The sequence below is a fragment of the Devosia crocina genome (assembly GCF_900116545.1).
Lineage (GTDB): Bacteria > Pseudomonadota > Alphaproteobacteria > Rhizobiales > Devosiaceae > Devosia > Devosia crocina.
In genome coordinates, this window is the sequence record NZ_FPCK01000002.1 from 439,248 (window position 1) to 452,563 (window position 13,316).

At 62.1% G+C, this 13,316-nt stretch carries 14 protein-coding genes and 1 pseudogene; 9 read left to right on the forward strand and 6 right to left on the reverse strand.

What is annotated here, in order from left to right; all coding sequences use genetic code 11:
• Positions 1-25: 25 nt before the first annotated feature.
• The 4 genes from BM364_RS11730 to BM364_RS11745 all read left to right on the forward strand — a co-directional run bounded on the left by BM364_RS11730 (position 26) and on the right by BM364_RS11745 (position 1,901).
• Positions 26-427 (forward strand): NUDIX hydrolase, encoded by a 402-nt coding sequence (locus BM364_RS11730; protein WP_175528580.1) that lies wholly within the window; start codon positions 26-28, stop codon positions 425-427.
• A 9-nt stretch (positions 428-436) separates the two neighbouring features.
• Entirely contained in the window at positions 437-799 is a 363-nt protein-coding gene (locus BM364_RS11735; RefSeq protein ID WP_092424779.1) for a TIGR02301 family protein, read from the forward strand.
• Between the two features lie 96 nt (positions 800-895).
• Entirely contained in the window at positions 896-1,174 is a 279-nt protein-coding gene (locus BM364_RS11740) for a hypothetical protein (RefSeq protein WP_092424781.1), read from the forward strand.
• A gap of 244 nt (positions 1,175-1,418) precedes the next feature.
• Positions 1,419-1,901, forward strand: a complete 483-nt coding sequence (locus tag BM364_RS11745; protein ID WP_139232578.1) for a hypothetical protein — start codon at positions 1,419-1,421, stop codon at positions 1,899-1,901.
• A 95-nt stretch (positions 1,902-1,996) separates the two neighbouring features.
• Here the strand turns inward: BM364_RS11745 and BM364_RS18230 are convergent.
• Positions 1,997-2,297 (reverse strand): annotated as a pseudogene (locus BM364_RS18230) (dihydroorotase); the annotation flags it as partial.
• Between the two features lie 116 nt (positions 2,298-2,413).
• Between BM364_RS18230 and ygfZ the strand changes: the two are divergent.
• The 3 genes from ygfZ to BM364_RS11765 all read left to right on the forward strand — a co-directional run bounded on the left by ygfZ (position 2,414) and on the right by BM364_RS11765 (position 4,524).
• Positions 2,414-3,244, forward strand: coding sequence for a CAF17-like 4Fe-4S cluster assembly/insertion protein YgfZ (gene ygfZ / locus BM364_RS11755; protein WP_092424787.1), 831 nt, complete (start codon positions 2,414-2,416; stop codon positions 3,242-3,244).
• Between the two features lie 91 nt (positions 3,245-3,335).
• Complete coding sequence (locus tag BM364_RS11760) at positions 3,336-3,953, forward strand: HD domain-containing protein (RefSeq protein ID WP_092424789.1); 618 nt, start codon at positions 3,336-3,338, stop codon at positions 3,951-3,953.
• 112 nt (positions 3,954-4,065) lie between these two features.
• Complete coding sequence (locus BM364_RS11765; RefSeq protein ID WP_092424791.1) at positions 4,066-4,524, forward strand: hypothetical protein; 459 nt, start codon at positions 4,066-4,068, stop codon at positions 4,522-4,524.
• On the opposite strand, the gene BM364_RS18880 is transcribed toward BM364_RS11765, so the two are convergent.
• The 3 genes from BM364_RS18880 to BM364_RS11780 all read right to left on the reverse strand — a co-directional run bounded on the left by BM364_RS18880 (position 4,521) and on the right by BM364_RS11780 (position 8,704).
• Entirely contained in the window at positions 4,521-5,585 is a 1,065-nt protein-coding gene (locus BM364_RS18880; RefSeq protein WP_092424793.1) for a cell wall hydrolase, read from the reverse strand. The two genes, BM364_RS11765 and BM364_RS18880, sit on opposite strands and share 4 nt — an antisense overlap.
• A gap of 180 nt (positions 5,586-5,765) precedes the next feature.
• The gene (locus BM364_RS11775; protein ID WP_092424795.1) at positions 5,766-6,320 is read right to left on the reverse strand and encodes a hypothetical protein; all 555 of its coding nucleotides are present in this window, start codon (positions 6,318-6,320) and stop codon (positions 5,766-5,768) included.
• Between the two features lie 83 nt (positions 6,321-6,403).
• Complete coding sequence (locus tag BM364_RS11780) at positions 6,404-8,704, reverse strand: putative PEP-binding protein (RefSeq protein WP_092424797.1); 2,301 nt, start codon at positions 8,702-8,704, stop codon at positions 6,404-6,406.
• Between the two features lie 89 nt (positions 8,705-8,793).
• On the opposite strand from BM364_RS11780, the gene ispH reads away from it, so the two are divergent.
• Both ispH and rnhA read left to right on the forward strand, forming a co-directional pair.
• On the forward strand, positions 8,794-9,765 hold the full coding sequence (gene ispH / locus BM364_RS11785) for a 4-hydroxy-3-methylbut-2-enyl diphosphate reductase (RefSeq protein ID WP_092424799.1): 972 nt from the start codon (positions 8,794-8,796) through the stop codon (positions 9,763-9,765).
• On the forward strand, positions 9,762-10,232 hold the full coding sequence (gene rnhA, locus BM364_RS11790) for a ribonuclease HI (RefSeq protein ID WP_092424801.1): 471 nt from the start codon (positions 9,762-9,764) through the stop codon (positions 10,230-10,232). Before ispH ends, rnhA begins: the two co-directional genes overlap by 4 nt.
• 18 nt (positions 10,233-10,250) lie before the next feature.
• On the opposite strand, the gene BM364_RS11795 is transcribed toward rnhA, so the two are convergent.
• Positions 10,251-11,231, reverse strand: a complete 981-nt coding sequence (locus tag BM364_RS11795; RefSeq protein WP_092424803.1) for a DUF808 domain-containing protein — start codon at positions 11,229-11,231, stop codon at positions 10,251-10,253.
• A 60-nt stretch (positions 11,232-11,291) separates the two neighbouring features.
• A complete protein-coding gene (gene glyS, locus BM364_RS11800; protein WP_092424805.1) occupies positions 11,292-13,316 on the reverse strand; it encodes a glycine--tRNA ligase subunit beta in 2,025 nt (674 codons plus the stop codon).

A 13,316-nucleotide genomic window follows, 5' to 3' on the forward strand; every position in this document is an offset into this window, starting at 1 on the left:
AAGCGAATCGCAAACCGTCCGGGCCATGACCGATCTTCCCAACGCCGCCAGCGTCGGCATCATACGCCACGGCAAGATCCTGCTGATCAAGCGCGCGCTGGCGCCCTATCAGAATCTGTGGACCTTTCCGGGCGGCCGCATGGAGCCGAACGAAACCATCGAGCAATGCGCCATTCGCGAGGTGCAGGAAGAACTCGGCCTGACGGTGCGCAATCCGCGCCATGTCGTCACCCAATCGCTCGGGCGCGACGGCACCTACCGGCTCGCTGTTTATACCACCACCGACTATGTCGGCACGGTCAAGCCATCGAGCGAAGTCCTCGACCACAAATGGATCGATCCCGGCACGCTGATCGCGCTGCGCACCACGTCCCGCCTAGATGATGTGATCCGCGAGTGCTTCAAGGTTCTGGGACAAACTTGGTAAGGTGATCGCATGACCCCTCGCCTGCCGCTCCTTTTCGCCCTCATGCTGCTTGCCACCCCGGCCCTTGCCATAGATCCGCCCTATCAGCGGCAGATGGAGCGGCTCGCCGAGGTCATGGGCAGCCTCTATTATCTTCAGCCCCTGTGCAAAACCGGTTCCGAGGATTGGCGCGCGCAGATGTCCGAGCTCATCGCGCTCGACGAGCCCGAGGAAGACCGCCGCCAGCGCCTCGCCGGGGCCTTCAACACCGGCTACACCGGCTATGCCCGCATGCACACCCATTGCACGCCCGCCTCGCGTGAAGCGCTGACGCGCCTCCTGGGGGAAGCACTGCAATTGGCTCGCTCCATACATACGCGGTTTGCCGAATAGGCTTTGTCCGCGATTTCTGCAATTGCGTACTTCCCGTTAACCTTCGGGTTACTTCTGCCGCGCCAAACCCCTTCGGTGCGTGCTAACGGACGTCTTATGAGCACCACCAAGTCTATCTTTTCGCCAACTCTTGGACGCGGCCCTTCGGATCAGGGACAGGTCGAGCGGCAGATCGCCCTCGAATATCTTGCCGAAGCCTGGAACAGCGCTGAAGAAGATGGCCTCGAAAAAGCCGCCCTGGCTCATGCTGCCCTCTTTGCGGCCCTTGCCACCTTCGTCAATCTGCATGGCGATGAAGCCACCGCGGACCTGATCGCCCAACTCCCCGACCGCATCCGCACCGGCGAATATAATCTCGATCGCGTGCTGCAGTAGCCTCAAGCTAGGCTTGGGGTAGGACCGTTCACGACTCCATTGCGGCTACAGGAAACCTCGAGCGAGCCACCTGAACCCGACATTCGCCGCTGCGCGGCGGCCAGGGTCACTTCTCGGTGGAAATCAACACGCCGAATGATGTGGCGACAATAGTCCGGTGAACCCAGCTCGGATTGAGTAGGCGGCGACGCCAAGGTCCGTGATCCCGTAAGCGTCAAACCATAAATGGTTTAAAGGGGGTGTCATGAACTTGCGCAGGTTGGCCGGAGGTGGGTTAGCGCTCTTGATCTCTGCCGGTGTGGCAGGCGGATACTTTTATTGGGTCCATGAGGAGCCACGCGCAGCCGGTCCACTCGCGCAGGCTCTTGTTGAGCGCTTCGACCCAGACGAGCGTCGGCCAGACCTGAATGATCTTTTCGCTGCCTATGTCGATCCCGCCCTGCCACTCACCGAGCAGCAGACGATCTTGCAGGCGAACGGGTTTGATTGCTTTATCAGCCAGGATCGGGTCAACAGCAGCGCCTACCTGTCCTGTCGCAGGCCCATAGAAGGCCGCCGGTATTGCGACCGGCACTTCTACTTCAATTATCAGACTGCCGCCGGCGAAACCATCGAGCGCCTGACGACGGTGCAGACCACTGCCACGCGGGATGCGATTTTTGGTCGCTGTCCCTACGAGCCGTTTCCGGCTGACGAGGACGTTCTACTCTTTCCTCACGATGGGTGATGTCTGGCAGCGCCTGCTCGTCCGGCCGACCTGGACCTGCAAAGCGGCCCGGCAGCGAGCCGGTGGACGCGCCCATCAACACCTTGGTCGCCGCGGCTCGTCGTCAGCGGATTGGTGTTGGGCATTTTGAACACACCGATGGCACCCCCATCACCGCGCCGAGCGAGCCGCGTTCGAGATCTCCTTGTGCGTCAGGCCGGGCTCGCGAAAATGCACCTGCGTGTCGATCACGCCCGGCAGGATATGCAGCCCCTTGCAATCGACGACTTGGGCAGCATCACCGGCGATGGTGCCGATGGCGGCGATACGGCCACCGCGCACCGCGATATCGGCCAAGCCCTCCCCGTCATGGTTGACCACCGTGGCGTTCTTGAAAATCGTATCATACTGCGCCATGTCTGCGGTCTCCGGTGGGGGCTGTCGCACCCGGTTCCAAGAGCGAGCGGGTCCGCCTGCCCATCCCGTCCGGATCATTCCTGCAAAAGCGGGGATCCTTGTTTCTGGAGTGCCTGATGGCCAATGTCTTGCGTGCCGACCGCGTCGTCTTCCGTTTCTCCGGCCCCGATGCGCATCGCCTCCTCAACGATGTCGTGACCGGCCGCATACCCGATGGCCCCATCGAGACAGCCAGCGCCTGGGCCTTGCTTTCCCCGCAGGGCAAGATCCTTGCCGAAGGTCTTGCCGGGTTTGCCGAGGACGCGCTCTGGCTCGACGTGCACCAGTCCGTGGCCGATGACTTTTACAAACGCATGCGCATGTATCGGCTGCGGGCCAAGGTCGAGATCGAGGATCTGCGCGACAGCCACCGTGTCGGCTTCGCCACAGAGCCGTCGGCGATCGCCCACCGGGATCGTCTCGGCCCCGTGGCGCTCGGCTATCGCATCATCGCCCCGGTCGAAGCGAGCACTGGCTGGGCCGTAGACGACACGCCCTACCAGAGCGCCCGCATTGCCGCGGGCATCGTGCACCAGGGCAATGACTTTCCCGCCAACGACGCGTTCGCCCACGACATCGGCTTGGACATTCTCGATGGCATCGACTTCGCCAAAGGCTGCTATGTCGGCCAGGAGGTCGTTTCCCGCATGAAGCATCGCGGCACCGCCCGCCGCCGCCCCGTCATCGTCTCGGGGATTGAAGCCTCGTCCGGCTCGCCCGTTATCGCCGGCGGCCGGGAAGCGGGAAAGCTGGGCCAGGTCGTCAACGGCACCGCCGTTGCCATCCTGCGCCTCGACCGCATCACCGACCCGAAGGCCGTGACCGTCGAGGGCGCCCCGGTGACCGTCACATTGCCGTCCTGGGCCGCTTACAAATTCGGCGAGGCTGTGGTCGAAGAAGGCGAGTGAACTGCCCTTCCACCAATTCTTTTCGAATCGGGTGCATCTGCTATGGCTTGTGCTCACCAGATGCTAACCAAACCACAACCAATACCAAACAATGGCACGCACAAATGCCCGTGCCTGGCAGCGTATGCTGTCGGGTCGCCGCCTTGATATCCTCGATCCTTCCCCCGTAGATGTGGAGCTGACCGACATCGCCCATGGGCTGGCCCGCGTCGCCCGCTGGAACGGGCAAACCACCGGCGATTACCCGTTCTCGGTCGCCCAGCATTCGGTTCTGGTTTTCGAGCTTTTCCGCGCCGGTAATCCCGATTGCACCGCCCATAGCCAGATGCAGGCCCTGCTGCACGATGCGCCCGAATATGTCATGGGCGACATCATTTCTCCGTTCAAGGCGGTGATGGGCGGCAACTACAAGGACATAGAAAACCGTCTCCTATCAGCCATTTACCTGCGCTTCTCCCTGCCCGCCACAGTCAGTGCCGCCGTCCGCAAGCAGATGAAGCGCGCCGATCAGGAAGCGGCCTATTTCGAAGCGACCCACCTGGCCGGCTTTGATCCCGATGAGGCCATAAAACTTTTCGGCGAGCCAGGCCATGCTGCCTTCGAAGTAGAACAGTTCGACCGGCTCATTCAGCCCTGGCCGACGCGGCAAGCCTATGACCGTTTCATCGCCACGTTCGAATCTATCAACGCCCTTGTCCCCGCCCGCTGAATGGGCGCGACAATTAACCATCAGTTAAGGAAACTCTGGCCCGGCATCGACCTTATGGTTACTGATCCGTTAACATCGCATCTTCGCTCTGGATCAGAATGGGACGTTTGCTATGACCTCTACCATCCCTGCCCTGCGTCTCGCCTCTGTCGTCGCAGCGGCGATGCTTGCGGTGGCTCCGGCTGCTGGCGATGGGATCGATCCGGGCAAGCTGGTGCGCTTCAGCGAGATTGCAGGCGTAACGCATGAGGACTGGGTTTCAACCGATCCGATCAGTACGGCACTCGTCAAGAAGATCGAGGCCGGCCGGGTCAGCTATGTCACCGTAACCACTACGGCTACCGGCACCTATTCAAGCGACGGCATCGCCTCGCCCAATGTTCTCTACCCAGGCGTAAACACAGCTAAGTCTCAGAGATCGTTCAGCTTTTCAAGCTGGAGCAATGGAGGCTGGACCAGTTTCGGCACCTATCGGGGCAATTCCTACGTTTCGGTCGCGACCTATAAAAGGCTGCCCTCCCGCGCCAGCACCCGCGGCTGCACTGCGAGCGCCAGCTTCCTTTATTGCTAGCCGAACATCCAGCCGCGCTTGAATTTATAGAAGACGTGCAGCCCGATCTGGGTGACCTTGTCCATGCGCGGGGCCCAGGCGGGACGCACATAGGTTGCGTGGTAATGCGTCGCATCGCCCACTTCGGTCAGGTAGAGCTCGCCCTGCAGGTAGCGGCTGGCGATATCGTCGGCCTGAGCCCAGGATTCCCGCTCGGTCACGACTTCCGGAATGCCATCGCAGGCAAAGGAGAACTGGCAGGCATTTCGCCGATGCTGGTTCTGGAACACGACGCCGCAGATCGTATCGGGATAACGATGATCCTTCACCCGGTTCATCACCACCTGGGCGACGGCAACCTGGCCCCGGTAAACCTCTCCACGCGCTTCGAAATAGATTGCCGTCGCGAGACACCATTGTTCCTTGTCGGAAACCTGCTGCGCTTCCGTTGTGGAATAGGCGCCGGTCACCGGCGCATTGGCCCGTGCATAGGCCAGCTGCTCCGACGCCAGGGCCGGCAATGGATTGCCCGGTGCGCCGCCGAGCGAGGCGGTCTGCGGAGCAATGCCGGCAATCGCATCAAGGGCGGCGGCGGTCGAAGGACTGATCGAGGCGACGGACATGCGCGGCCCGTCCGTGCGGTCTTCCGCATCAAGCGAAGCGATGCGCGATTGTCCAAGCGTTTCCGGATCGATCTCGGTCCCGCGCAGCGCCGCGATGCGGATGCGCGCTTCCTCGAAATTCTGCGAGAAGGCGACGACGTCGACTTCCGGCTTGTAGCGATCGGTCTTTTCGGAGCGATTGGGCCCGGTGAAGCTGGCCGAAGCAAAAAGGTGATCGACCGATCCGGTGATCACCGGATCGACGCCAAAATAGCTCAGGCTTGCCAGGGATGGGTCCGGAGCCGAAAGACTGGCTTCAACAACAGGCAGATCCGACGGCGGACCGAAGGCGCCGGCAGCAAGGCCCAGATAGGCAAGGGAAGCGACAAGACCTGCGGCCATCGTCCTGGCGACAGGCGCTCCCCGGCGAACCGCTCTGACCGCGTGCGACTGCACGTCCGGCCGGTGTGGATGGGCCATTTACAATACTCAACGCTACACAACACGAACTAGATCGACAAAAGTGACGCTAAAATGCCGATGTTTGTGATGATCTCTGATTAGGGTTAGCGCCGAGTAAATGCGCAGCTTGGCGTGCGCGGGGTCAAACCGCGGCAGAGCGGCGGCAGAATTATGACTGGCGGATTTGTCGCAGCCGCGTCAGCTACAGGCTGCTCGAACCGGCTCCACCGCCTCGAGCACTCCGGCAAGATTGAAGCGCACGGACAGGGAGCGAGAATTAACCGGCGTCACGCGGGTCGTCAGATTGTTTCCACCCACGAGCATGCCTAGAAAGTCCAAGGAATCTGGGGTGTTGTCGAGAAGTAGCGCGGTATTGGTGTCGTTGACCGGCAGGGTGCGGCTGCGCGCGGCTTGCAGATCGACCTGCCAGGTGATGCCAGCATCCCTGCCAAGCGCCGACATGGTATTTCCCGCATAAGCGAAAGCGACGCCCAGGGTTCCGGCGGAACACGATATTGTCATCGTCGCCGGAGCGCGACCGCTGGGTCGAGCAGGGATCAACTGCTCGGATTCGAAGGAGACCGACAAGGCTTCGCTCGCTGCGGCGCCGTCGCGGAAAACGCGGTCATAGCAGGCGAGTCGCTCGGTATCACTGCCGATTGCAGCGCACTGCCCGCCGGTCTGCCCCATGGCTGGGATCACCATCGTCATGCACGTCAGTGCCAGTGCCGCCAGAGCCTTTGCCTTGTTCACCCGCGCAATCCTCCATTCCGATCAATGTTCGTCACGTTCTATATCGTGACCTATGGCCGACATGTGAATGGGGCAAACGGATTTCACGTTGAAGCCTGCGCCAGGGTCAACCGCGCAACCGGCACGCGATAGGGCGAGCAGCTGACGTAATCGACACCCAGGCCCGAGAAGAATTTGAGCGAGCCGGGATCTCCGGCATGCTCGCCGCAGATGCCGATCTTGAGGCGCGGATTGGCTGCCCTGCCGCGTTCGATCGCAATCGCGATCATCTCGCCAACGCCTTTTTCGTCAATGGTAACAAAGGGATCGCGCTCGTAGATGCCTTTGCGTTGGTAGACCGCAAGGAAGGTCGGGGCGTCGTCGCGCGAGATTCCAAACGTCGTCTGCGTCAAGTCATTGGTGCCAAAGGAAATGAAGTCCACCATGCCGGCAATGTCCCCTGCCCTGAGGCAGGCGCGCGGCAATTCGATCATGGTACCAAACGAAAATTTGACCCTGTCGGACCGGTCGAGCCCCGCATTGGCAACGATGGCCATGGCGCGGTCGCGCACCCATGCGACTTCGCTGGCCGTCGAAACAAAAGGCACCATGACTTCGACGGGCACGGGCTTGCTGGTCTTTTCGCTCGCAGCACGCGCGCCCGCGATTACGGCCTGCATCTGCATCTGCAGAATCTCGGGATAGGTGATCGCAAGTCGCACTCCGCGATGCCCAAGCATGGGGTTGATCTCGGCGATTCGATCCAATCGCATCTTGAGCGCCCGCACTGCAACGCCGAGGGAAGCTGCTGTTTCCTCAATTTCCTCATCGGTGCGCGGCAAGAATTCATGCAAGGGCGGATCGAAGAGACGCACCGTTACGGGCAATCCTCCCATGACCGAAAACAGCGCCTCATAGTCGCCGGTCTGGAAATCCACGAGCCCGTTTACGGCAAGGCTGCGCGCTTCCTCGTCTTCCGAAAGGATCATCCGGCGCAGCGCCACCATGCGCTCGGGCGAAAAGAACATGTGTTCGGATCGGGCAAGGCCAATGCCTTCCGCCCCAAAACTGAGGGCCGTTGCCGCCGATTCAACAGTTTCCACATTGGTGCGCACCGAGATCGAGCGGCTCGCATCAGACCATCCGAGCAACGTGCCGATGGCGCCCCCGATATGGGGCTGTGCCAGGGGCAACGTACCGAGGTAAACCGAGCCGTCGCTGCCGTCGATAGTCAGCCGATCGCCGGGCCGGAACTCGCGCGCCCCGATCCGGCACACCATTTCGACCGTATCCACCGAAAGCGTACGAACGCCGGCAACACAGGGCTTGCCGGTGATGCGCGCAATAACGCCAGCATGGCTCGACATGCCGCCGCGGGCGGTCAGGATGCCGGTTGCCGCCTTCATGCCTTCGATGTCGGCAGGGCCGGTTTCGTTGACCACCAGAATGCAGTGCTTGCCCCGGGCCCGCAGCCGCGCCGCGTCTTCGGCCGAAAAGGTGATGATGCCGCTCGCCGCACCCGGCGCAACGCCGAGCCCAGTCGCAATCGGGTTCACCTCGTCGGTGGATTTGATGCGCGGATGCAGCAATTGGGAAAGCCGATTGGGATCGACGCGACTGACAGCATTGTGCGGTGACCAGACCTTGTGCTGAACCCGGTCGACCGCAGCTTCGAGCTCTGCGGCAGCAGAGGCTTGCACCGGCCGCGCCGATAAAAACTGCAGCTTGCCGCGATGGCTCGATACGAGGCACGCCATATGCCGGCCCGCCTTGCTATCGAGCAGGGAAATCAGGGAACCGACGCTTTCCGGCGATCGGGGGAGTGGCGCCCCGTTAAGCGCGGCGGGTCCAATGGCGCCGGTTGTCGCATTGCGGGTCAGAAACTGCTCGATCTCGCCTTCCGCTTCTGCCTGCACTAGAACGATCTGGCGGGCGCGGTCATCCTCCTGCCGGAAACTCCAGCCTTTCGGAGAAAACCCGTAGCTGTCAAACGCCTGCTTGATGGCTTTGGCGAGCGCCCGCGTGGGATCAACCGAATCTTCGGGCGCTGCCGGAGCGGCAATCCCGGTGCGCGCCGGTTGCAGCCCGCTATTGTGGGTTGCTGCCGAGGTGCGCACCACAAGGGCCGGCGGCTTACCATCCTTGCTCACAAGTTTGAAAAGGCAGGACACCCAATGGGTGCGCAGGCGAATATCCTGGCGGGTGCGTTCGGCCTGCAGCGCCTCCCAGGCAGCGCGCGTGATGGCAATGGTGGGCACAGTCGGAAACCCCGCCTCGCCCACGCGAAAGATCCACCGCGCCTTGCCCGCCAGGAGCTTAAGCTGTGCGGCGGTGAGATTTGCCTTTCCCTGCGCAGGGGCGATTGCAAACATTTCCTGCGCAAGACTCACCGGCCGACCGTCCATGATTTCATTGTCGCCTCATATTGCCTCAGGCCCCCGCCCGGCTGCAACAGCACTTGACTTGAGGGGGCGCGGAAAGCATCTGATCTCTCATGGAAAAGCGGCCACACCTCGACATAGTTCTTTGCGCGCCACGCGGTTTTTGTGCCGGCGTCGATCGCGCCATCCAGATCGTCGAGCTTGCGCTCGAAAAATATGGCGCGCCCGTCTATGTGCGCCATGCCATTGTTCACAACAAATATGTTGTGGAAGGCCTCAAGGCCAAGGGCGCGGTGTTTGTCGAAGAACTCGACGAGATCCCCGAAACCGAGTCGCCGGTGGTGTTTTCCGCCCACGGCGTGCCCAAGAGCGTGCCGGCGGACGCCAGGAGCCGCAACATGTTCTTTCTCGATGCGACCTGCCCGCTGGTGAGCAAGGTGCATGTGGAAGCGCAGCGCCATTTCGAGGAAGGGCACGAGATCGTGCTGATCGGCCACGAAGGACATCCCGAAGTGGTCGGTACGATGGGCCAGTTACCGCCCGGCGCAGTGACGCTGATCGAAACGGTCGAGGATGCCAATCGCTTCGTGCCCAAGAACCCTGATACTCTGGCTTTCGTTACGCAGACGACGCTGAGCGTCGACGACACGCGCGAGATCGTTGCCGCGCTCAAGGCGCGTTTCCCGGCCATCAACGGGCCGCACAAGGAAGATATCTGCTACGCCACGACCAATCGCCAGGAAGCCATCAAGGCGGTGGCGCCCATGGTCGAGGCCATGATTGTCGTGGGCTCGCCGAATTCGTCCAACTCGCAGCGTCTTGTCGAGGTCGCCTTGCGCGCCGGCTGCAGAATCGCGACCCTTGTCGATCGCGCCAGCGAAATCGACTGGTCGGTTTATGGCGACATCAAATCGCTTGGGGTCAGCGCCGGCGCGTCCGCCCCGGAAAGCCTCGTTGTCGAGGTGCTCGACGCCTTTGCGGCGCGCTATGACGTGAAGGTCGAAACCAAGACTACGGCGGAAGAGCGGATCGCCTTCAATATCCCCAAGGTGCTGCGGACGCTGGAAACGGCCTCGGGACGATGAGCGAACCGGTCATCATCCACACGGACGGTGCCTGCTCGGGCAATCCGGGTCCGGGCGGCTGGGGCGCGATCCTGCAGTTTGGCCAGCATCGCAAGGAACTCAAGGGCGGCGAAGCGCTCACGACCAACAACAAGATGGAATTGACCGCCGCGATCATGGCGCTCAACGCCCTGACACGCGCCTGCACCGTCGAGATCCATACCGATAGCCAATATGTCAAAAATGGCGTGCAGGGCTGGATTCACGGCTGGAAGAAAAACGGCTGGCGCACAGCCGACAAGAAGCCTGTCAAGAATGTCGAACTCTGGCAGGCGCTCGACGAGGCCACCAAGCGTCACGACATCTCCTGGCACTGGGTCAAGGGCCATGCGGGCGACGAACTCAACGAACGCGCCGACGAGCTGGCCCGCGAAGGCATGGCGCCCTTCAAGCAGAAAAAGGCGGTACCGCTGACCCCGCCGGTATAGCTTGAGCTTTGAAGCCTCTTATGCCCGCTTCGGCAACATGCTCTTGAGCGCCTTCCAGGCGGGGCTGATGACATATCCTGCGACCGGGATCAGCAGCGCACCCAAGCCCAGACCGATAACGAAGTCGACAAGCGCAGTGGCAAACCAGCCGGCGACGGCAGCAATGGGCGCGAAGGTAAGTTCGGCCCAGTGCGCGGCGGCTTCGATGATGTGTTCTGGCCCGTCGACGCCGAACTCGTAGAGCCCGTGCGCGATGATACTGCCGCCAACCCAGGTCATGGCCGCGGTACCCACAAGGCTCAGTGCCTGCATGAAAAAGGGCATAAACCTGACAATGCTGCGCCCGAAGCCGCGACCGGCGCCGGTGCGGGCATTGCGCGCCAGCCACAGCCCGATATCGTCGGCCTTCACGATCAGCGCCACGGCTCCATATACGATGACGGTGATGCCGATCCCGGCAATGGCCAGAATAGCCGCACGGGCCCAGAAATCAGGCACGTCGATTGCAGCCAGGATGATGGTCATGATCTCGGCGGAGAGGATGAAATCGGTCTTGATCGCGCCGGCAACTTTCTGCTCTTCAAGCGAGCTGGGCTCGAGCGCGGTATGCTCGAGGCTTGCCTCGTGGTGCTCGGCCTGGTGCGGCGCAAAAAGGTGGAAGACCTTTTCGGCTCCCTCATAGCAGAGGTAGGCCCCGCCGATCATCAGGAGCGGGGTGATCAGCCAGGGCAAAAACAGCGAAAGCAGCAAGGCCGCGGGCAAGAGGAACAACAGCTTGTTCTTGACCGAACCCCAGGCGATGCGCCCGATGATCGGCAACTCGCGATCCGCGCTAAAGCCGGACACATAGCTTGGGGTCACCGCCGCATCGTCGATCACCGCGCCGGCAGCCTTGACGCCGGCACGGGCCGCCTGGCCCGCGATGTCATCTAGGGAAGCTGCCGCGACCTTGGCCAGGCTGACGACGTCGTCAAGAAGCGCGATCAGTCCGACAGCCATGGCAAGCTCCCCCCAGAAGTGGCGAGATACCAAACTGCCGCGATGCGGGGCGGTTCCTCCCTAGCCTGCAACTTTTCCGAAGTCGGCCACCAGGTGCATGGTGTCGCGCAGGCGCGCGAGCAGATTGAGGCGGTTGGCGCGGACGGCCGGATCCGTATCGTTGACGAGCACGGCGGTGAAGAACGCATCGACCGGCCCGCGCAAGGTGGCCAATTCGGCCATGGCGCCCTTGTAGTCGTCCTTGCCGACATGGCTTGCAACCGACGCATGAACCGCATCGACGGCAAAGGCCAGCGCTTCTTCCTCGGGCAGCTTCAGCGCTGTCTGGTCGACTGTGCCTGAATACGCCTTGCCGTCCTTCTTTTCTTCGGCCGCAAGGATGTTGGCAGCGCGGCGATAACCGGCGAGCAGGTTCTTGCCATCATCGCTCGAAAGCAGCGACGACAGTGCCTCGGCGCGCTGGGTGATCTGCAGCATATCGTTGCTGTCGGCAGAGATCACGGCATCGACAAGGTCATGCCGGGCGCCAGCATCGCGCAACGACACCTTGAGCCGATCGTGGAAGAAGGCCAGAAGGTCTGCCTCCACCGAAAGCGGGAATTTGAGCCCATTCTCGGTCACGATGCGGATAACGCCGAGCGCGGCACGGCGCAGGGCAAAGGGGTCGCGCGAGCCGGTGGGCTTTTCGTCGATCGACCAGAATCCGGACAGGACGTTGAGCTTATCGGCCAGCGCGACAGCGATCGACACCGGCTCATGGGGCACGCGATCGGAAGGGCCGACAGGCTTGTAGTGCATCTCGATCGCGTTGGCGATTTCAGCCGGTTCGCCCTGGGCAGTGGCGTAATACCGTCCCATCAAACCCTGCAGCTCTGGGAATTCGCCGACCATGCCGGTAACGAGATCGGCTTTGGCGAGCATGGCCGCGCGTCTGGTTTTCTCGACATCGGCGCCGACGAGCGGGGCGATCCCGGCGGCGAGCGCGACGAGGCGCTCGACCATGGCGAATTGCGAGCCGAGCTTGGCGTGGAACACCATGTCTTCGAGCTTGGGAAGGCCATGCTCGAGCGGGATGGCGAGGTCGCCCTGGTAGAAGAAGGCGGCGTCGGAAAGACGCGCCCGGATGACGCGCTCATTACCGGCAATCACCACGGCTCCACCATCGGCGGGGATGGTGTTGGCGGTGATGATAAAATTGGGCGCGAGCTTGCCGCTGGCGTCACGCAGGCAGAAGCATTTCTGATTGGCGCGGATGGTGGCGATGATGACTTCTTCGGGAAGCTTCAGAAATTCCGGATCGAAGGAGCCCAGCATCACATTCGGCCATTCGACGAGACCGGCGACTTCTTCGAGAAGGCCCTCGTCGTGAATGACCGTCAGGCCCTGGGCAAAGGCAAGCTGGTCCGCATCGCCCTTGATGATCTCCTTGCGGCGGTCGATATCGAGCACGACCTTGGCGCGTTCGAGAGCGGTCACGTAGTCATCAAACCGTTTGACGCGAATGGCGTCCGGGGCAAGGAAACGATGTCCGAAGCTCGTCTGCCCGGCGGCGATGCCTGCCGTTTCAAATGGCACAACGACCGGCTCGTCATTTTCGGTGCCGAAGGTCGCGGTGATTGCGCGCAGGGGACGCACCCAGGCAAAGCTGCTCGAGCCCCAGCGCATGGACTTCGCCCAGGAAAAATCGGCAAGGATCTTGGGCAGAATGCCGGAAAGCAGCGCTACGGCATCGGCGCCCGGCCTTTCGATCACGGCAATGTAGAAGTCACCCTTTTTCGGGTCGCTTTCCACCTTCGCCTCGTCGATCGAGGTCAGTCCTGCCGAACGCAGGAAGCCATCGATTGCCGGCTGCGGCGCACCCACTTTGGGGCCCTTTTTTTCCTCGCGTGTATCGGGCGAGCGCACCGGCAGGCCGGAAACGGTCAACGCCAGGCGGCGCGGGGTCGCAAAGGCGCGGGCACCCTCGTAAACCAGACCCGCATCGACCAGGGCATTGGTCACGGCTTTCTTGAGGTCTTCGGCGGCGCGGCGCTGGAAGCGGGCGGGGATTTCCTCGGAGAAGAGTTCGAGCAGCAGTTCGGGCAT

Bases quoted from the DNA above. Each gene is read 5' to 3' on its own strand.
- BM364_RS11730 (WP_175528580.1), top strand. From the start codon at position 26: ATGACCGATCTTCCCAACGCCGCCAGCGTCGGCATCATACGCCACGGC.
- BM364_RS11735 (WP_092424779.1), top strand. From the start codon at position 437: ATGACCCCTCGCCTGCCGCTCCTTTTCGCCCTCATGCTGCTTGCCACC.
- BM364_RS11740 (WP_092424781.1), top strand. From the start codon at position 896: ATGAGCACCACCAAGTCTATCTTTTCGCCAACTCTTGGACGCGGCCCT.
- BM364_RS11745 (WP_139232578.1), top strand. From the start codon at position 1,419: ATGAACTTGCGCAGGTTGGCCGGAGGTGGGTTAGCGCTCTTGATCTCT.
- ygfZ (WP_092424787.1), top strand. From the start codon at position 2,414: ATGGCCAATGTCTTGCGTGCCGACCGCGTCGTCTTCCGTTTCTCCGGC.
- BM364_RS11760 (WP_092424789.1), top strand. From the start codon at position 3,336: ATGGCACGCACAAATGCCCGTGCCTGGCAGCGTATGCTGTCGGGTCGC.
- BM364_RS11765 (WP_092424791.1), top strand. From the start codon at position 4,066: ATGACCTCTACCATCCCTGCCCTGCGTCTCGCCTCTGTCGTCGCAGCG.
- BM364_RS18880 (WP_092424793.1), bottom strand. From the start codon at position 5,585: ATGGCCCATCCACACCGGCCGGACGTGCAGTCGCACGCGGTCAGAGCG.
- BM364_RS11780 (WP_092424797.1), bottom strand. From the start codon at position 8,704: ATGGACGGTCGGCCGGTGAGTCTTGCGCAGGAAATGTTTGCAATCGCC.
- ispH (WP_092424799.1), top strand. From the start codon at position 8,794: ATGGAAAAGCGGCCACACCTCGACATAGTTCTTTGCGCGCCACGCGGT.
- rnhA (WP_092424801.1), top strand. From the start codon at position 9,762: ATGAGCGAACCGGTCATCATCCACACGGACGGTGCCTGCTCGGGCAAT.
- BM364_RS11795 (WP_092424803.1), bottom strand. From the start codon at position 11,231: ATGGCTGTCGGACTGATCGCGCTTCTTGACGACGTCGTCAGCCTGGCC.
- glyS (WP_092424805.1), bottom strand. From the start codon at position 13,316: ATGCCCGAACTGCTGCTCGAACTCTTCTCCGAGGAAATCCCCGCCCGC.